The organism is Pseudoalteromonas sp. 2CM41L (assembly GCF_023161905.1).
Lineage (GTDB): Bacteria > Pseudomonadota > Gammaproteobacteria > Enterobacterales > Alteromonadaceae > Pseudoalteromonas > Pseudoalteromonas atlantica.
This window is the reverse complement of the sequence record NZ_JALNTN010000001.1, coordinates 117004-135321: the sequence shown is the minus strand read 5'-3', so window position 1 is coordinate 135321 and position 18318 is coordinate 117004. Positions and strand designations below refer to the sequence as shown.

The 18318-nt window shown below is 41.2% G+C and carries 20 protein-coding genes; 10 read left to right on the top strand and 10 right to left on the bottom strand.

Annotated elements, in window-relative coordinates; genetic code table 11:
• Window positions 1-33: 33 nt before the first annotated feature.
• From MTF64_RS00555 to MTF64_RS00545, 3 genes are all read right to left on the bottom strand, one after another.
• On the bottom strand, window positions 34-771 hold the full coding sequence (locus MTF64_RS00555) for a phytanoyl-CoA dioxygenase family protein (RefSeq protein WP_248450095.1): 738 nt from the start codon (window positions 769-771) through the stop codon (window positions 34-36).
• The gene (locus tag MTF64_RS00550; RefSeq protein ID WP_248450094.1) at window positions 768-1358 is read right to left on the bottom strand and encodes a uracil-DNA glycosylase family protein; all 591 of its coding nucleotides are present in this window, start codon (window positions 1356-1358) and stop codon (window positions 768-770) included. The genes MTF64_RS00555 and MTF64_RS00550 overlap by 4 nt, the downstream gene beginning before the upstream one ends.
• Window positions 1359-1508: 150 nt before the next feature.
• Window positions 1509-1865: a VOC family protein gene (locus MTF64_RS00545; protein ID WP_248450516.1), complete on the bottom strand. Its 357-nt coding sequence runs from the start codon at window positions 1863-1865 to the stop codon at window positions 1509-1511.
• Between the two features lie 222 nt (window positions 1866-2087).
• Here MTF64_RS00545 and MTF64_RS00540 point away from each other — a divergent pair, with 222 nt between their 5' ends.
• The 3 genes from MTF64_RS00540 to MTF64_RS00530 are packed head-to-tail and all read left to right on the top strand — an operon-like array spanning window position 2088 to window position 4356.
• Window positions 2088-2426 carry a hypothetical protein gene (locus MTF64_RS00540; protein WP_248450093.1) on the top strand — a complete coding sequence of 113 codons (339 nt, stop codon included), beginning with the start codon at window positions 2088-2090 and terminating at the stop codon, window positions 2424-2426.
• Window positions 2423-4018: a PepSY-associated TM helix domain-containing protein gene (locus MTF64_RS00535; protein ID WP_248450092.1), complete on the top strand. Its 1596-nt coding sequence runs from the start codon at window positions 2423-2425 to the stop codon at window positions 4016-4018. The genes MTF64_RS00540 and MTF64_RS00535 overlap by 4 nt, the downstream gene beginning before the upstream one ends.
• Window positions 4015-4356, top strand: coding sequence for a DUF3325 domain-containing protein (locus MTF64_RS00530; RefSeq protein WP_248450091.1), 342 nt, complete (start codon window positions 4015-4017; stop codon window positions 4354-4356). The genes MTF64_RS00535 and MTF64_RS00530 overlap by 4 nt, the downstream gene beginning before the upstream one ends.
• A 237-nt stretch (window positions 4357-4593) precedes the next feature.
• Here the strand turns inward: MTF64_RS00530 and MTF64_RS00525 are convergent, their stop codons facing one another.
• Window positions 4594-5115, bottom strand: coding sequence for a lipocalin family protein (locus MTF64_RS00525; RefSeq protein WP_248450090.1), 522 nt, complete (start codon window positions 5113-5115; stop codon window positions 4594-4596).
• Window positions 5116-5235: 120 nt separating this feature from the next.
• Here MTF64_RS00525 and MTF64_RS00520 point away from each other — a divergent pair, with 120 nt between their 5' ends.
• The 3 genes from MTF64_RS00520 to MTF64_RS00510 are packed head-to-tail and all read left to right on the top strand — an operon-like array spanning window position 5236 to window position 6645.
• On the top strand, window positions 5236-5691 hold the full coding sequence (locus MTF64_RS00520; RefSeq protein WP_004588273.1) for a YaiI/YqxD family protein: 456 nt from the start codon (window positions 5236-5238) through the stop codon (window positions 5689-5691).
• A 1-nt stretch (window position 5692) separates the two neighbouring features.
• Entirely contained in the window at window positions 5693-6235 is a 543-nt protein-coding gene (locus tag MTF64_RS00515) for a hypothetical protein (RefSeq protein ID WP_248450089.1), read from the top strand.
• 17 nt (window positions 6236-6252) lie between these two features.
• The gene (locus MTF64_RS00510; protein ID WP_248450088.1) at window positions 6253-6645 is read left to right on the top strand and encodes an ACT domain-containing protein; all 393 of its coding nucleotides are present in this window, start codon (window positions 6253-6255) and stop codon (window positions 6643-6645) included.
• Window positions 6646-6770: 125 nt separating this feature from the next.
• Here MTF64_RS00510 and MTF64_RS00505 read toward each other — a convergent pair whose 3' ends face one another.
• Complete coding sequence (locus MTF64_RS00505; protein WP_248450087.1) at window positions 6771-7652, bottom strand: LysR family transcriptional regulator; 882 nt, start codon at window positions 7650-7652, stop codon at window positions 6771-6773.
• A gap of 144 nt (window positions 7653-7796) precedes the next feature.
• On the opposite strand from MTF64_RS00505, the gene MTF64_RS00500 reads away from it, so the two are divergent.
• Window positions 7797-8402 carry a short chain dehydrogenase gene (locus MTF64_RS00500; RefSeq protein WP_054982054.1) on the top strand — a complete coding sequence of 202 codons (606 nt, stop codon included), beginning with the start codon at window positions 7797-7799 and terminating at the stop codon, window positions 8400-8402.
• A 103-nt stretch (window positions 8403-8505) separates the two neighbouring features.
• Window positions 8506-8676, top strand: a complete 171-nt coding sequence (locus tag MTF64_RS00495) for a hypothetical protein (protein WP_157683944.1) — start codon at window positions 8506-8508, stop codon at window positions 8674-8676.
• A gap of 1 nt (window position 8677) precedes the next feature.
• On the opposite strand, the gene MTF64_RS00490 is transcribed toward MTF64_RS00495, so the two are convergent.
• From MTF64_RS00490 to MTF64_RS00470, 5 genes are all read right to left on the bottom strand, one after another.
• The gene (locus MTF64_RS00490; RefSeq protein WP_096042652.1) at window positions 8678-9334 is read right to left on the bottom strand and encodes a class I SAM-dependent methyltransferase; all 657 of its coding nucleotides are present in this window, start codon (window positions 9332-9334) and stop codon (window positions 8678-8680) included.
• Window positions 9335-9346: 12 nt separating this feature from the next.
• Window positions 9347-12997 carry an SbcC/MukB-like Walker B domain-containing protein gene (locus tag MTF64_RS00485; protein ID WP_248450086.1) on the bottom strand — a complete coding sequence of 1217 codons (3651 nt, stop codon included), beginning with the start codon at window positions 12995-12997 and terminating at the stop codon, window positions 9347-9349.
• Entirely contained in the window at window positions 12994-14241 is a 1248-nt protein-coding gene (locus tag MTF64_RS00480; RefSeq protein WP_248450085.1) for an exonuclease SbcCD subunit D C-terminal domain-containing protein, read from the bottom strand. Before MTF64_RS00480 ends, MTF64_RS00485 begins: the two co-directional genes overlap by 4 nt.
• A gap of 77 nt (window positions 14242-14318) precedes the next feature.
• Window positions 14319-14555, bottom strand: a complete 237-nt coding sequence (locus MTF64_RS00475; protein WP_004588266.1) for a hypothetical protein — start codon at window positions 14553-14555, stop codon at window positions 14319-14321.
• Window positions 14556-14690: 135 nt separating this feature from the next.
• Entirely contained in the window at window positions 14691-14927 is a 237-nt protein-coding gene (locus MTF64_RS00470; protein ID WP_004588265.1) for a hypothetical protein, read from the bottom strand.
• Between the two features lie 382 nt (window positions 14928-15309).
• Here MTF64_RS00470 and MTF64_RS00465 point away from each other — a divergent pair, with 382 nt between their 5' ends.
• Window positions 15310-17745 carry a M1 family metallopeptidase gene (locus tag MTF64_RS00465; RefSeq protein ID WP_024032997.1) on the top strand — a complete coding sequence of 812 codons (2436 nt, stop codon included), beginning with the start codon at window positions 15310-15312 and terminating at the stop codon, window positions 17743-17745.
• Window positions 17745-18236 (top strand): DUF6702 family protein, encoded by a 492-nt coding sequence (locus MTF64_RS00460; RefSeq protein WP_004588263.1) that lies wholly within the window; start codon window positions 17745-17747, stop codon window positions 18234-18236. The genes MTF64_RS00465 and MTF64_RS00460 overlap by 1 nt, the downstream gene beginning before the upstream one ends.
• Window positions 18237-18318: the final 82 nt, after the last annotated feature.

Genomic DNA, 18318 nt, shown 5'->3' with positions numbered 1-18318 from the left:
AAAAGTGTTGTGCTAAATGGGGTTATAGCGGGTTTAAAGTGGGTTAAAAAATACTTGTGGATTAGCGGTTTTATTTGCTACTGCCGAGCTTGGGGTGTTTGCTGCATTGATAAAGGCAGTAAGCTGTGGTGCATTTTCGCAAAAAATAATATCCAGTGCTAGGCGGTTTTTGCCGTATAAACCTCGGTGAATCATATTGGCTGAAAACAATAATAAGTCACCCGTATTTAGTTTAATTGTTTTGCCTGTAGTTAGGTTATCGCTTGGCAGTTTATTATTTTTTGCAAGACGTACATTTAGCTCCTCTGGTGTATCCCAATTTTTATGCGAGTGGGGCACAAGCTCTATGCCTGGTTCGTCTTCAAGGGCTAACCGGCAGTGCACTACGTCGGGCCCGTTTAACGCAGCTTGTTGCTCTTGCACATTTAAATGGTATTGCATATCGCGATGCCAATAATTTTTTTGTGTAACATTAACGGGATTAAAAAATAACTGAGTATTTAAAAAAAGTGGCTCACTAATCGCCTGTTTTACACGCTTAATTAATTTGTTATCAGCTATTAAACTAAATAAGGCTTCGTTTTGCTGCGCCGTTAAATACTCACTATTTGTTATGCCCGAGCTATTAATAGCACGGGATTGATAAAACTCACGGTTATTAGTTTTCCACTGTGTATGAAAGGCATTAACTAGGAGCTTAATTTTATTTAGCTCTTCGGTGCTGTAAAGCCCCTTTACAAGCATATAACCGTTTGATTTATAGTTGTTCATTGTGGTTCTTTATTTAATATTGCAGCAACCCGTTCAGCAAGTTCTGGCAGCACATCTTGTGCAAACCATGGGTTCTTTTTAAGCCAAATATTATTGCGTGGGCTTGGGTGTGGTAGCACCAAATGCTCCGGCCAATACTCACGCCACGATTTTACTAACTCGGTTAAGGGCCTGTTTTTAGTATGCGGTAAATGATAAGCCTGCGCGTATTTACCAAGCACGATTGTAAGCTCTAAATTTGGCAGAGCGGCCAGTAATTGCGCTCTCCAAGCAGGTGCACATTCTTTACGCGGGGGTAAGTCGCCCGACTTACCTTTACCAGGGTAACAAAAGCCCATAGGTAAAATAGCTATTTTTTGCGGATCATAAAACTCATCAACACTTAGCCCAAGCCATTCGCGTAGGCGGTTTCCGCTGGCGTCGTTAAAGGGCTTGCCAGTTTCGTGTACTTTTATGCCCGGTGCTTGGCCGGCAATTAAAATACGCGCATTGGCATTAAATTGTATAACGGGGCGAGCATCTAACGGTAAATGAGGTTCACAGATCACGCATTTACTAACTTGCTCAATTAAATTGATCGGATCCATATAAACCTGGCCTTAAATGCTTAAATTTTGTTCTAAATGGCCATTTAGACCTAATGAGTTGGTAAAAAATCGGTTTATTTTACTCAAATTAGTTATTAGTTGGTAAAATCGTGATCTCACTTGAAAGTAACAACTAATTATTTGATATATTTATTGTTTTTCTGACCATACGGCAAATTCGTTACCACTGGGCTCGGTAAAGTGAAATCGGCAGCCACCGGGGAACTCAAAAATAGGTTTTACTATTTTGCCGCCATATTGCGCTACTTTTTTATAGGTAGCGTGAATGTCGTTACTGTAAAACACCAACAGTGCGGCCCCATGTTGAGTAAGTGATTTAAGCGGTGCTTTAAAAAAGCCACCATCAAGCCCCTGGCCGCTAAATGCCGTATACTCTGGGCCATAGTCGGTAAATTGCCAGTTAAACACGTTAGTAAAAAAGCTTTTTGTAGCTGTTAAATCGCACGCGGGAAATTCTACATAATTTAGTTTTTCGTGGTTGTTCATTTTAAATTTACTCATTGGCTTGCCAGTATTGACCACTGTAAACCTTCGTAATTAGCTAAGCAATAACCCTAAAACGGCAGAGATCAGTATTTTACCAACATGCTAGGCACTAATGTTAAATTAACTAGAATATACAAATGAGAATCGCTATCTTTTGTATTTGTAAGCTTTATAATAACGCCTTATTTTTATCCTCGTATTTGAATAAGGGATTTGTTAACTATGCAGGCACCTCTGCACATAGCACCTTTTACAAAAACTAACCTAGCTGCGCTTTTAAGGGTGGCCCAAAGCTATAGAGTGTTAGTATTTTTGCGTTTTATTATTGCCATAGTGGGTGGCTATGCGTTTACCTCAGCGTGTATTTCATTATTAAGTGTACTGCTGCCCATTCCTAAGCAAGATGCCGTTTTACTGTGTGTGTCTATCAGTATTTTAATTTACGCCGCAGTGTTTATTTATGCGTTTTCGGTTAAGTCGTTAAAAACTGTTTGGATCAGTATTTTACTAAGTACCGGTTTTTTTGTTGCTGTATTAGCATTACTGAAGGGTTGGCTATGAAAGACAGTTTTTTTAGGTCGATGACATGGCTACATACCTGGGTGGGCTTACTTACCTGTTGGATTATTTACGTAATATTTTTTGCAGGCACAGCGAGCTTTTTTAGAGACGAAATAAACTTGTGGAATCAGCCGGCTATACACAATGTGCAAGCCCAAACCGACAGAGTGGCCGCGCAAAGACAGCAAATTGTTAAGGGCTTTGATTATTTAAATCAGCACGCTGCAAATTCCCCTAGTTGGCGTATTACCTTGCCCGAAGAGCGAATACCGTATTTGGTATATGGCTATGCAAAACCTAAAGAGCCGGGGCAGCGCCGCAGCCAGTTTGTAAATACCCAATTAAACCCAAACACCATGCAAGCGCTGCCTCCTTTTGTTGAAAGTAAAGGTGGTAACTTTTTTTACCGGTTGCATTATCAGCTTTATTATTTAGATGCCATAACAGGTCGCTGGGTAGTGTGTTTTGCCAGCTTTTTTATGCTGCTGGCAATAATTTCGGGCGTGGTTATTCATAAGCGCATATTTAAAGATATGTTTACCTTTAGGCGCAATAAAGGGACTCGTAGCTGGTTAGATGCACATAATTTAAGCTCGGTACTTGCCCTACCGTTTCATTTAATGATTACCTACACAGGCATTATTACGCTTATATTTATGTTGTTCCCCTACCCTGCGTTAACGACGTACGACAAAGGTATGCGTGGCTTTTTTAACGATGTAACACCTAGCAATAACGTGACTAATAACGCCCAAGGCAGTGCAGAATTGCTCCCTATAAACACTATTTTGGATCAAGTTTATACCAAGTGGCCTAGTGCAGATATTACGCGTGTTCAGGTTAGTAAACCGAATATGGCCGCTTCAACAGTAACGGTATTGGTGAGCCCTGCAAAGGCGCTTCGCGATCAATCTCCACGGCTTTTGTTTAGTGGTGCTACGGGCGAATTAGTTGCACAAACTGATGACGAACTTAGCAGTAGTAAAGCACTTTATGAATCACTTAACTCTATGCATACAGGGCGCTTTGCTACGCCTTTACTGCGCTGGCTATACGTACTTGGCGGTATTGCAGGCTGCGTAATGATTGGCTCTGGCTGCATAATGTGGGCTAAACGCATACGCGAGCGTAATAAGGGAAAAGCCTCATTTGGCTTACAGTTAGTCGAAGGTTTAAACCTTGCCACCATTATGGGCTTACCACTGGCTACTTGCGCCTTTTTTATTGCCAATAGGTTACTTAGCCCGACCGTAGCAGGGCGTGGTGAAAAAGAAGTTACAGCGTTCTTTTTAGCATGGTTAGTGGTTGCCGTTATGGCACTTTTAAAGCGCGATAGGCTGCAATGGCGTGTAATGGCAGCCATAAATGCCCTCGCGTGTTTGAGTGTACCGACAATAAATGCGCTCACCACACAGGGCAATATAGTGAGCTACTTACTTAATAAACAATGGGCCTTGTTTATTTTCGATGCGGTATTTTTACTGTTTAGCATACTGTTTTTAGTACAAACCGAAAAATTACGTACTGCCTCTAGCGCATCTAAAAAAACAGCTAATAACCTAGCCGATAATAAAAAGAGGCAAAAAGCATGATTGATTTACTTAGCTTTAGCCTCTGTTTGTTTGCTTTTAATGGTTTTGCTTTGGCAAAACCAGCGCATTTTAAAACGGTGTTTACAACGCGTCCCTCTAAGCTGCAAAGTAATTTGCTGCTAATAGTTGCCTGGATCAGTATTTTACTAAGTTTATTGTTCTGTGTAGTTACGCAGCAGGGATACGGTGCTTTACTGTTTTGTGGCTTTATGGGGCTAAGTGTATTAATTATAACGATTTTTTATAATTTTATAGATAAGTTGATTAAGCCATTTTGCTTTTTAAATATGTTACTGATTGGCTTATCAGGGCTATTACTGGCAGTAAATTCACTTTAGTTAGTAAAAAACTGATCCAAAGAAAGCCATTAATTATAGGCAAAAAAATGGCAAGCTATAAAGCTTGCCAACAATAGGGGGATATTCAGTATGTCCAATACTTGCATGTCTCGTTGCAAGTGCAGCTAATATAGCCCGAACATATTTAACTTACCTTACAGTGAGATGATCGTTTTATTACAGCTGTAACAATCATTTGCTCAACAACTGTAAAGCCCCTTTACATAGCTAAATAATCTACTGTTTCACCCAAATAATTTGCTCTGTAGCAAAGCCTAGTTTGTTTGCTTTAGCTATAAAATGTTGTTTAAGCTCGTCACTAACGGTAGGTGTACGCGATAAAAACCATAAAAAGTCGCGGTTATAACTTGTAATAAACGCATATTGGTAGTCGTCTTGGTCTAATTCAAAAATAACGTAAGCACCATAAAATGGGCCAAAAAACGAGACTTTAAAATGGCCTGTGTCAGTCCCTTCTACAAATTTAGCTAAGCCCTGTGCTTCATCCCACTTTTGCTCTTTAGTTATAAAACCTTTGTTGAGCACTTTTACAGTACCATCGTCGTTTACTGTGTAAGTCGCGGTTACTTGCTCCATACCCTCTTCGAATGAGTGATCAAGGCGGGCAATTTCGTACCACTTACCTTTGTATTGCTCAAGGTCAAAGTTTTTAACCGGAGTAATGCCCTTTGGTGCACTTGTGCAGGCAGTGAGTAAAAATAACCCTGTAATGAGTAAAATAGTCGTAATGGCCTTCATGAAAGCTCCTTTTTAAAAGTGATGTTGTTGGTACGGCTCTAAGCCAATAAAGTTTGCTAGCCGATTAAAATAAATTGCTATAGGATCAGCTAAATACTAGAGCAATTAAAAGATTTAAGCATGAAAATATGGGTAGATGCCGACGCATGCCCTGTGGTAATAAAAGAAATACTTTTTAGAGCCGCTGAGCGCACGCAAACACCAACCATTTTAGTAGCTAACCATGCAATGCGCATTCCGCCTTCAAAATTTATAAGCCGCGTACAGGTTTCGAGCGGGTTTGATGTGGCCGATGACGAAATAGTAAAGCGTGTAGAAAAAGGCGATTTAGTTATTACTGGCGATATACCGCTAGCCAGTGAAGTTATAGATAACGGTGGCCAAGCACTTAACCCGCGTGGTGAGCTTTACACGCCAGAGAATATTCGCTCGTTATTAAACGTGCGCGACTTTATGGATACCATGCGCTCAAGCGGCGTAGAAATGAGTGGCGGGCCACCACCGCTTAGCCAAACCGACCGCCAAAATTTTGCCAATAACCTCGACCGTATTTTAGCGCAAAAAAAGGCGAGCTAGTGTGAGTGAGCAACTAATTGGCTTAGGTGAGCAAGCCTTTAGCGTAGCCGTTTATGTGGCAAAAGCGCCGCCTATGCCCTACTTTGCAACCCTACACAGTGTTGAGCCTGTAATAAACGAGCAAATAAATACCATAAACCAGCACTGCGGTAATGGCTGGCGTAAAGTGTTTAACGTATACGCTAAAGTGTTGTTTGCGCTACCGAGTGAACATTACAGCTTTGCTAAACAAGCCGCTAGCTGGCAAGCATATCGCGATACATTTTTACTGCAAAAAAACAGTAAAACAGCGCTGTTATTTAGTGCGCCCATTATTAACGGCACAAATAAAAATCAACTGCATATTATTGCTGGGCGAACCCATGCTAAAAACTTATTACAGCAAGGTAAGCTTAATGCGCAATTTAATTGGTTAGACGATGAGTTTTCAATTGATACAACGAATAACATTATTGTGTGCCCGTACTTTGATTACCGGCAGTTAAGTAATATTAAAATAGCCCGATTAAGCGAGCTAGTTGCCAAGCTTAAAACATCTAATTAAAAATGTAAGGACTCAACATGGCGGGAATTTTAGAGCTAAATACGTTATTAAAATCAATGAACCCCGAGCTTAAACAAGGTGAATACATATTTTGTTGTTTAGCAGGCAACCTTGCTGACTACGTTCATTTAAACCCGCTTGCCAGTTACGTTGAAGAAGAAGGCCTAACCCTTATTCTAAATGCAGATACCGCCGATAAAGCCGGTATTACTTATGAAGCTAAATATAATTTAATTACCCTTAATGTGCATTCAAGCCTTGAGGCTGTTGGGTTAACCGCTGCGGTATCGGCCAAATTAACCGAGCATAATATTAGCGCTAACGTAGTGGCTGCGTTTTATCACGACCATATTTTTATACAAACCGATAAAGCGCAGGCCGCGATGAAAGCACTTGGTGAGATTTCTTGAGTTTGCGGGCACAGCAACATGTTAGGTGATGTGGATATTAGCGCATCGGGTGGCGCTTCGCTTAACCGACCTACGTTTTAGGATGAGCTTGTCTTAAGCGTTTGATCAGAATTAATATATCCAAATTACTCAACCACTAACTTTGACACTACCCATTTATGCAGTGGGTTTTTATTGTAGCGTGGATGCCACGCGGCTATTACATCAAACGGAGCTGGCAGCTGCTGTAGCTCTATTTTTACCAGTTCGGAGCTTACCGCGCGTGAGGGTAAAAACGCGATGGAGTCGGTGGTTTCTAGGTACATAGGCACAATTGAAAAACACGGTGCCGATACAACAATATTGCGCGTTAAATCAAAGCTTTTAAACCAATCGTCAATAGAGCCTTTAAAATTTGGGCGCGAAGGCGAGGCTATAATGCTTGGGTAGCTGGCTATTTGTGCAAGGGTTGGTTTTGTACCTGCTATTGATGAGTTAGCTGAAGTAACGCAAATATGTTGCTCTTCAAATAACTTAATAATGGGGTAAGTACTTGGGATGTAGTCGGGGAAGGCAATGGCTAAATCAACTTTACCGTTTTCCATTAAATCGTGCAGGCTGTCGAGTTCAAAGTCTCTTATTATTAATTTTAAATTAGGCGCTTGCTCTCTTAACTCTTTTACAAGCGCTGGCAAAACAACTTGCTGTGCGTAGTCGGTAGCGGCTATTACAAACGCACCATCAACTGTTTTTGGGTCAAATATTTTAGGCGCTAATAATGCCTGAAAATCGTTTAGCAGCTTGTCTATATCTACCGATAACTCTTCTGCATAAGGCGTTGGCACAAAGCCGGTGGTTTTTCTTAAAAACAGCTGGTCGTTAAATACATCACGCAGCTTTTTGAGTTGCTCACTCACAGCTTGTTGGGTTAAGCCTAATTTACTCGCCGCTTTTGATGCGTTTTTTTCGCGAATGAGCGCCTGGAAAATACGCAGCTGCTTTATATCTAGCCTGTCTAACTTACTCATGCCAATGCCTTTGTTGTTTTAGCATTATTAACGTATCACGTTACCATTTATTTTTGTATCACTTACATGAAGTGGTTGTTTCTAATTGTCGATCTACCCCCTTACTATGCCCCTACACACTAAATTGGATAATTGGAGCAAACAATGAAAACAGTAATTTTAATCGGTGCATTGGGCAAAATGGGTCAAGCGGCATTGACCGGTTTATCTAAGCATAAAGTAATTACAGCGGGTCGCTCGGGCGATGTAGATCATATTGTTGATATTACGAGTGAAGCGTCAATTACCGCTTTGTACGAAAAAGTAGGCCACTTTGATGCCCTAGTAAATACAGTGGGTTTATGCGAATACGAAACCTTTGCTGATATGAGCGAAGAGCAGTGGATGACGACCATTATGAGCAAAATGATGGGGCAAATTAACCTTGTACGTATTGGTCAAAAGTACATTGCTGATGGCGGCTCATTTACGCTAATTAGCGGTATTTTAAACGTTAAACCGATTCCTTTTGCGATTGCCGATGCAACAACAAGCGGCGCAATAGATACGTTTGCAAAATGCGTATCACTAGAAATGCCACGTGGCACGCGTATTAATGTGGTTAACCCTACTGTGCTTGAAGAAGCGTGGGACGTATATGGCGAAATGATGCCAGGTTTTCAACCCGTACCAAGCAAGCTTGTAGGTAAAGCGTTTGAGCGCTCGGTTGATGGCTTTATTACTGGCGAAGTTATTTTTGTAGATGCATAACTACCCGCCATATTGGTGAGTGACGTGGCAAATTAAACAAATAAGCGCTCTGCATTAACAGTAACTGCAAAGCGCTTAAATACAGATTTTAATAGGTGATGAAGTGAAAAAATTAATACCCGTATTTGCGATATTATTGGCCGCAGGCTGTGCCAGTGTAGCACCAAGCTCGCAATATGTTAGCGAGCCAGGTGCCGATTCTAATAAAGAATGTAAAACCATACCGCGCCATAAACATACGGTTAAATGGTGCAGGCCGCATCCTTCAAGATAAGTTAAACAACGTATCCGCTAAAACCAAGCGCTTTAAAATAAAGCTTAGGAATACCGTATTTGCATTCATTAAGTAACTCGCTAAAGCGCATTCTATCAAGTGGGTAAAATTCACTGTCTAAGTTTTGAGCTGTGTAGGCTTGCCCTGCATCACTTAAGCCTAAATCGGCACACACAGTAATTTGTGCTTCGCGCTCAAAGTCGGTTTCGGGTTTCATTAAATCGCTAATAAATAAGTTTGCGTCTTTATTTAAATTAGCTTTAATATTTTTTAGAAGCTGCTTTTTGCTGCCGTCGTCTTTTAAAAAGTGCATTACGAGTAGGCATAGCGCCGCATCGGCCTTAGTAGATAGCTTATCAAGCTCGCCTTCAATAACATTAACGCGCTTTGCTATGCCGTGCTCTTCAAACGCTTGTTTAGCAATTGCGAGCATATCACTTGAGGTATCTTGCGCGGTAAATTGCCAAGTAGGGTTAAGTGCGGCAAGGGCGAGTATTTCTTTGCCTGTGCCTGCGCCCACGACTAAAATATGTGCGTTATCTTTAAGGGTTGCTTTAAGTTGAGCATTAGTAAGTTGGTGCAATAGCTCATAACCAGGGACTAAACGGGTAATGCGGTCGTTGTAATGCGTTGCTTGCTCGCCTGTGAATGTTGGCATTTTTTAACTCCTTTATAAGACTTCAACAGTGGAGTATCCACCACTTTTTTTACTTACATGTACTTGCGTGGCTACGCGTTCACTCATTTCACTCACATGCGATATAACCCCTACTTTACGGCCTTGTGCTTGTAATGAGTCGAGTGCGTCCATAGCAACGCTGAGTGTTTCGCTATCTAACGTACCAAACCCTTCGTCAATAAACAAAGAGTTGATTTGCACTTTGTTTGAAGAAAGCGATGCAAGCCCTAAAGCCAGTGCTAGTGATACTAAAAATGATTCACCACCAGAGAGCGTATTAACAGAGCGTTGTTCGTCGGCCATATCGCGGTCAATAATGGCTATATCGAGCGATTGCGCAATGGCAGTGAGCTCGTAGCGTTTATTGAGGGTTTTTAAATGGCTGTTAGCGTAATGCAGCAATATTTTAAGGGTTTGTGTTTGCGCTAAATTACGCATGGTTTTACCGGTTGCATCCCCTAATACTTTATTAAGCACGTGCCACTGCTCTACCTGCTTTTTAAGGGTAGCAAGTTCAGCGTGTTTGCCTTTAAGTGCTTTGGCGTTTTGATTGTGTTGCTCAAGTGCGGTATTAGTGCCAAGCAAACTATTTTGTAGCTCAGTTTGCTCATTGGCTAAGGTCGTTTCTTGCTCTGCTAATTGGCTTTCGCTTTTTTCGGGCTTGTTAGTATTTTGGTGATCTGTTTGCGCCTTTTGCTGTTGCTTAAGCGCTGCATTTGCGTCTGTAAGTGCTGCTAAACGCTGCTCAAACTGCATTAATTGCTCTTTTATTTGCTCACTAGTCAGAGTTAGTAAAATAGCGATCTGTTCGTGATTTGCCTCGCTATATTGCGCTTTAAAGCCGCTAAACCAGGCATTGTAGCGCTCTTCAAGTGTGCTTTGCTCTTGAATTTGCTCTGCCAAGCGCTGCTCAATGTTTTTGAGTGTTATAGCGTGCTCATCGCGTTTTTTAATTGCGCTGTCGTGGGCTTGTTGGCTTGTATGTAACTCCTTTTGGCACTGCTCAAGCTGCGCATTAAGTTTTGCTTGGTAATCATCGGCACTTAGTGGCTCGTTGTTAAATAAAGCAAGGCGCTCTGTGCGTGTGGTGTTTTGCAGTTGTTGCGCTTTGGCTAAATCGTCTTTTAAAACTTTAAGCGCTTGCTCACTTTTAGCAATTAACGGTGTGAGTTGCTGTAATTGCTGATTAGCGCTGTCTATTTGTTTTTGACTTTGTTCAAGCTGAACCTGTGTTTGCTGGTATTGCTCAACCTGCTGGCTTAAATCGCTCATATTAAGCGTGTTGTTTTGCAATTGCTGCCAAAAGTCATTGTGCTCAAACTGTGCATTAAGGGTACTGCTAAGCTCGTTAATTTGCGTATTTAGCTCTGCATGTTTAGTGTTTATTTGGCCAAGCTTATTGGTTAATTCAACATGCTGATTATGCAATTGCTGCTGTGTATGTTGCTCGGCTTTCAAGTTATTTATTAGCTGATTTACTTTTTCTTGCAGGGCTGTTTGCTGTTTTTGCGATTCAAAATAGTGCGACTTTTGACTGCTGAGCTGGGCGTATGTTTCATCAAGCTGCTGTGCTGTTAAGTCGTTAAGCTCTGTACGTGCCCCTTGCATTGTTGTTTTAATTTCTAGCTGCTTTGCCTGTGCGTTCTGTATGGCTTGGCTGTATTGGGCGTGCTCAGTGACAAGTACAGCATGTTGAGTTTGGTGCTGGTGCAGCTTAGCTTGGGCGCTATCGTGTTGCTGCTTAGCTTGGTTATAACTTGTTTCAAAATCGGCTATTAGGTTATTTAATTGCGGGTTTTGGCTGCTTGCATACGGGTGCTCTTTTGCCCCGCACACTACACATGGCTCGTTAGGGGTAAGCTGCGTGCGTAAATGCTCTACGTTTTCGCTGGCACGCAGGCGAGCTTGGTTTAATGCGTATTCACTGTGTTTAAGTGCTTGCTCGCACGAGGCTAAGCTTTGTTGCAATGTTATTTGCGTTTGCTCACTGTGTACAAGCTTGGCCGCAACCGCCGCTTGTTGTTGCGTGCTGTGTTTTATTTCTTGATTAAACTGCTGGTAGCGCAAGCGCTGATCTTTTAAATATTCAATATTTTTAAGTTTGCTATCGCATTGTTCAATATTAAATTGGCGTTGTTGTTCACTTAGCTGGTTAAGATCTTTTTGTTTATGCGCAAGTTGTTGCTCTTGCAACTCTACTTTTTTAGTTTGCTCTGCTAACAGCGCCGCTTGTTTAGTTTGCTCTTCTAACAGCAGTTGGTTTTGCGAAGCGGTTGCCTTTATTTGCTCATTGGCACTTAAATATGTATTAAAGCTGTGTTGGTAATAATTCCAATCATTAGCCAATGGTTTAAGCTGCGTGTGCTCGTTTAGCCACATTTGATGCCCAGTGCTGAGTTTGTTTGCCTCATCAAGTGCATTTTGGCTTTGCGTGTACTGCGTTTGTAATTCGCTAAGTTGCTGCTGCTCTTTTTCGCTTTGCTGAGTCAGGCTTGTAATTGTTTGTGCGTGAATAGCAAGTTGGCTGTCGAGCTCGCGGGCTTTTGCAATAATTGGCTCTGCCGTTTGCTTTTGCTCTTGCGCTGTTTTTAACTCGCTTTGCTTTGTTGTAAGTGTTGCGGCCTGCTCTTTTATAAGCGCAGCATGGTCAATCGCTTTTAAATCGCTTATTTGCGTACTAAGTGCTTTGTTTTGCGCCGTTAAGTACTCATGACGTTTGCGGTTGTCTTTTATTTCAAGGGCGCTTTGTGCTTGTTTAGCTTGCTCACTTTGCTTTGCTATTGCATCAAGCTGTTGTTGCGCGTGTTGTTGCTGCTTTATTGCGTGTTCTAGTGCCTGCGATAAGCTAGCTGCTTGTTTATACCAATTTAAGTCTTGCTCTGTTGCTGCATGCGTTTTTTTAGTTTGCTCAATTTTTTTAAGTAACTCATCGCGCAGGGTTTGTTTAGCACTTAATTCGTCGTCGCTTAACAAGGTATAGCTTGCAAGGCTTGCATTAAGTAATTCATATTGATCTTTTAGCGCTTTATTACGCTCAAAAATACGTTTACCTATTAAGCTAAATTTATCGGTGCCGGTTAAACACTCTAAAAGTTGTGCGCGTTCATCGCCTGTGGCTTTTAAAAAGGCTGAAAACTCGTGCTGTGCTAATAATACCGCACGCGAAAACTGATCAAAGCTTAGCCCTATTTTGTTTTCTACTTCTTTTATGGTTTGGCTTTTATCGGCTATTAGGGTTTCATCGGGCAAGGTTAGTAACGTATGCTCAGCCACTTTTAACTTGCCTGTTGCCTTTTTGTGGGTGCGGGTAATAACGTAGCGTGCGCGGTATAATTGTTTATCTTGGCCAACAAAATCAACCTCAGCAAAGCCTTCCCATTTGCCTCTGCGCAGTAAGTTACGCGCATCGTTTAGCTTTATGCTGTCGCCGTTAAAATCAATTAAGTTGCCTTTATCGCCTTTTAAGCGTGCTGTTTTAGTATAAAGTGCTAAACAAATAGCATCTAAAAAGGTGCTTTTACCTGCGCCTGTGTCGCCGGTTATTGCAAACAAGCCCGCATCTTTCAGTGGAGCTTGAGTAAAGTCGATTTCGGCATCGACTATTGAGGCTAAGTTGTGAATACGAACTGCGGTTATTTTCATAGTTGCTCTTGCTCCGTCAGCTCACTTATTACATCGTTTAACAGTGTTTTTAGCTCATCTGGTACAGCTTGGCCGGCCATATCTTTGTCGTTTGCAAAGGCTTGTTCTAATAAGTTTAATGGGTTGAGCATTTCAATTTCGCTTAAATCTTCAAATACGGCGCTGTTATCGCTTGTTGTGGTTTGTACTCGTACCCGCTCAATGCCGCAAAATTTTACGTGTTTACCCTCAAGTGCCTGCTCTATTTGTTCTCTAAAGGTGGTGTCGGTATCACTTGATTTAAGTTTTACGCGTAAATAAGGGGCAATAGTATGTTGTGATGTATCGAGCGCTTTAATTTGCTCGCATAAGTCGCTTAATGGCACGCACTCCCCTTTTGGTAAAATAATTACTTCAGCAGAGCGTGGAATGTAAAGGGGGTTTACAGAGGTGCTAATAGTTTGTTTTTCATCACTTTTAAATTCTACTACATTAACTTGGTGCGTGTACTTACGCTCTGAAAACGACATAGGAATGGGCGTACCGCTGTAACGAATAACGTCTTTTTTAGCGACTTGCTGCGCTTTGTGTAAATGCCCCAATGCTACGTAGTCTGCCTTGTTACCAAATACATTGGCCGAAATAGACTCCTCCCCACCAATCACTAAATTACGTTCTGAGTCACTTGAAATATCACCGCCTTTGGCATGTAAATGCCCCATTACAATTAACGGCGAATTTTGCGCGTTAATGCTAGAGGCGTGATCAAGAGCAAGCTTATAGGCTTTTTCAACGCCTTGTGCGTAACTAGGGCCGTTTTTAGTATGACTAAGTGAACTTATATCGCTGGTACGTAAAAAAGGCATAGCGACGATTACAGCGCGTTTATTTTGCGTATTTATTTCAATCACGGTATTGGCTGGGTCGGTTACTTCAAAGCGCCCCACTACATGGGTGTCAAACTGAGCAAGTAAGGGCTGCGCTGCTAATATACGATTTGCTGAGTCGTGGTTGCCGGCAATAATAACAACATGCAATTGCGGGCAACGCTTTTTAGCATCTTTTATAAATTGGTAGAGTTGGTTTTCGGCGCTGGCACTGGGTGTGGCAGTATGATAAATGTCGCCTGCAACTAAAAGTATATCTATGTGTTGCTCTACAAGGGTGCTAAGTAGCCAAGTAAAAAATGCAGCGTGCTCATCACGGCGGTCATGTTCATAAAATTGTTGGCCTAGGTGCCAATCTGAGGTGTGGAGAACTTTCATATCGCGCTCTTAAAAAACCATAAGAGCGCCAATATACCCAAGGCAAGTAAAGATGCAAGCCTCGGGAGGGCTTTAGTTTAGGTAAAACTATATATAGCAATAATAATGACAGGAAGCGCTAACAAAGCCATACCTAGCGGCATTTTTAAACTTTTAGTTTGCTTTGCTTGCAATGCTTTTATGGCATTCGTTTCGTTACAGGCGGCTACTTTATCAATATAAAAATAACCTGAGTCTAGATACTGCTTACAACTTTGCTGATTTGCTGGAATGGCTATTAGCTCTTGTTGTTTTTTTAGGATATAAAAATCCATACACCCACCACATTGCTTACTGGTAATAAGTACATATTTGAGAATAATTGTAACGATTTTATTATGCTCAAATAAAAAAAGTGGGCGATTTTAAATATAAAATGCACTAAATATCAACCTAAAATTTCACTATTTTTAATTTATCGTATAAATAGTTAATATTAGTGAGATCACGGCAATATTTGCGCCAATTATTAGCCACTTTTTACTGTGTTTTTGTTCAGTAGATAGGCGTTTTAGTGCATCTTGCTTATTGCATGCCGACACCACATTAACATACGAATATTGGTTAGATTCGTAGCGCTCTAGTAAGTCTTTATCAGCAGGGATAGCTTCGAGCTGATGATCTTTTTTTACAATGTAAAATTTCATATCGGGCTCCTTTAGTTTAAATATGCTGCTTAATTTGTATTGAACCTGAGCGCATTAGAACCGTGTAAACACTGCTAACGCTATAAATTTAAGCTCAATTAAAACAACATATTTTTGCACCTTAATTTAATCCTAAGCTAATGGCATGAATTAGGCCTGAACCCTTATAAATACTGCGTTTGTACCTTAATTAATACAGATCAACTAGCTGTGAAGTGTAAACCCCCTTTACAGTTTTAAAAGCGACTTAATTTACTGATTAAAAAAGCATGTTAAAACAACGTGAATATTACCGTGTTTAATGGGCGGTTGGTCGCTAATTAATTGAACAAAAATAGTAACTTTGTCAAAGTACGCTCACAAAATTCCACTAGGACTCATAATGAAAAAAACAGTTCTTACGCTAAGCGCGTTTGTGTTGCCTTTGGCAATGTCGAGCGCTGTGTTAGCGTCATCCGTTGAGCAAACTAAAGGCTCATTCGTTGATAAGTTTCGCCAGTTAGACGAAGCGCTTCCTACCCCAAATGTTTATCGTAGTGCCGCAGGTGAGCCAGGCGAAAAATACTGGCAGCAACGTGTTAATTACGACATAGATGTAAAGCTTGATGAAAAAAAGCGCCGCTTAACAGCAAGCCAAAGCATTGAGTATAAAAATAACTCGCCGCATACACTTAAATATTTGTGGTTACAGTTAGATCAAAATATTTTTAAAAGCGACTCAATTGCCGAAACCACAAAAACGTTTAAAAGCACGCTAAATAGTTTACCTGCACAAAAGCCGGCTAAATTAAGTTTAGGTGAGCTACGTCGTCAACAATTTATGAGCGACAACGAGTTAGGCTATACAATTAGCAATGTAAAAGATGACAATGGCGATGAACTGCGCGTAACTGTTGTTGATACGCTAATGCGTATAGATTTAAACGAGCCATTAAAACCAGGCAAAGAAGCTGAGTTTAGTATGAACTTTGCTTTTAACATTGTTGAAGAAGATGCCGTAGGTGCGCGTTCTGGTTACGAGCACTTTGAAGAAGATGGCAACGATATATTTTTACTTGCGCAGTGGTTTCCGCGTTTAGCTGCTTACACCGATTACGAAGCATGGACAAACAAGCCGTTTTTAGGCCGTGGTGAGTTTACGCTTGAGTTTGGTGATTACGATGTAGAAATTACTGTACCTGCTGATCATATTGTATCGGCAACAGGTAAGTTAGATAACGCAAGCAAAGTGCTTACTCGCACGCAGCGTAACCGCTTAGAAAAAGCTGAAACAGCAAAGCGCCCTGTATTTATTGTTACTGAAGAAGAAGCGTTAGAAAACGAAAAACAAGGTACCGATAAAACAAAAACATGGCACTTTAAAGCAGAAAATGTGCGTGACTTTGCGTGGGCGTCGTCGCGTAAATTTATGTGGGATGCAAAGGGCTATCAGCAAGGTGGTGATGAACAACCTTTAGTGATGGCTATGTCGTTTTACCCTAAAGAGGGTGGCGATTTATGGAAAAAGTATTCAACTGAATCTGTAGTACATACAATGGAAGTGTATTCTCGCTATTCATTTGACTACCCATACCCTGTAGCGCAATCGGTAAATGGCCCTGTAGGTGGTATGGAATACCCAATGATCACTTTTAATGGCCCACGTACAGAGCTGCAAGATGATGGCTCGCGCACTTATTCTCAAGCTGAAAAACGCTTTTTAATTGGTGTGGTTATTCATGAGGTTGGCCATATTTACTTCCCTATGATTGTAAACTCTGATGAGCGTCAATGGACCTGGATGGATGAAGGTTTAAATAGCTTTTTAGATGGCGTTGCAGGGCGTGAATGGGACCCAACTATACCGTGGGGTGTTGAGCCGCGCGATATTGTGAGCTACATGAAATCGCAAAACCAAGTACCTATTATGACGCAGTCAGACAGCGTACTTCGTTTAGGCCCTAATGCTTATACTAAACCAGCCGCGGCACTTAATATATTACGTGAAGTTATTTTAGGCCGTGACTTATTCGACTTTGCTTTTAAAGAGTACGCACAGCGCTGGAAATACAAGCGCCCTACTCCAGCAGATTTTTTCCGTACGATGGAAGAAGCCTCTGGTGTTGATTTAGATTGGTTTTGGCGCGGCTGGTTTTACAGCACCGACCATGTAGATATCTCGTTAGATAAAGTGTATCAATTACGTTTAGATACTAAAAACCCTGATATTGACTTTAAACGCTTACGCGATATAGAAGCAGACAAACCAACATCACTATTTGTTAAGCGCAACCGTGAAGAAGGTAAGCAAACTTGGGTTGAAAAAAATCCAGATATTACCGACTTTTACGACGAAAACGACCGCTTTACTGTTACCAATAAAGAACGAAACGCGTACAACAAGTTTTTAAAAGGCTTAGAGCCGTGGGAGCGTAAAACGCTAGATCGCGCGCTTGAAGAAGATAAAAACTACTATGTTATGGAGTTTTCAAATCTAGGTGGCTTGGTAATGCCTATTTTATTAGAGCTAACTTATGAAGATGGCACAACCGAAGAGCGTTACATTCCGGCTGAAATTTGGCGCCGTAATCACAAAAATGTACAAAAGCTTATTGTTACAGATAAAAATAAGCCATTGGTATCGGTAAGCGTTGACCCTCGCTGGGAAACAGCTGATGTAGATGTTGAGAACAACAACTACCCTCGTCGTATTATTCCTTCACGTATTGAAGTGTATAAAAAGAAAAAGAGTAAAGCGAAAGTAAGTCGAGATATTATGCAAGACATTAAAACTGAGCTTAAAAAAGACGAGAAAAAAGATGGTGAGGAGCAACAATAATGCGCTTTTTGCTTATTATTGTTTGCCTTTTAGTTGCTGCGCCAAGTATGGCGCATCAACTAAAGTCATCGGTTACTACGGTGCTTTTTAATAAACGTACTAACAATATTGAGCTTATGCATCGCTTTTATTTACATGATACTGAGCATGCTGTAGCGCATTTATTTAATGGAAAAGCCGATATCATTAGCAACAAGGCCGACCAACAACGTTTTGTAGAGTATGTTGAGTCGCATGTTGCGCTGCAAACCTTAAAGGGTAAGCCATTAACGCTTAGCCAAGTCGGTGCGCAAATTGATGGAAAGTTTTTTTGGGTATATCAAGAAGCTCCTATCCCAAAAGGGATTGAAGGCATAAAAATGAGTAACGGCGCACTGCGTGACTTATGGCCTTCTCAAGTAAATATGGTAAACGTAGAAGGTAAAGGCAAGATTAAAACCCTTCACTTTACCCAAAACGATACCTGGCTCGAGGCTAAGTTCGAGCAATAAGTACTTCCCCAACCTACGCGCACTGCAGTTTATGTGCGCGTATTCTCCATTTGTTTATGCTGTGTTCATTTTTGATCTGTTA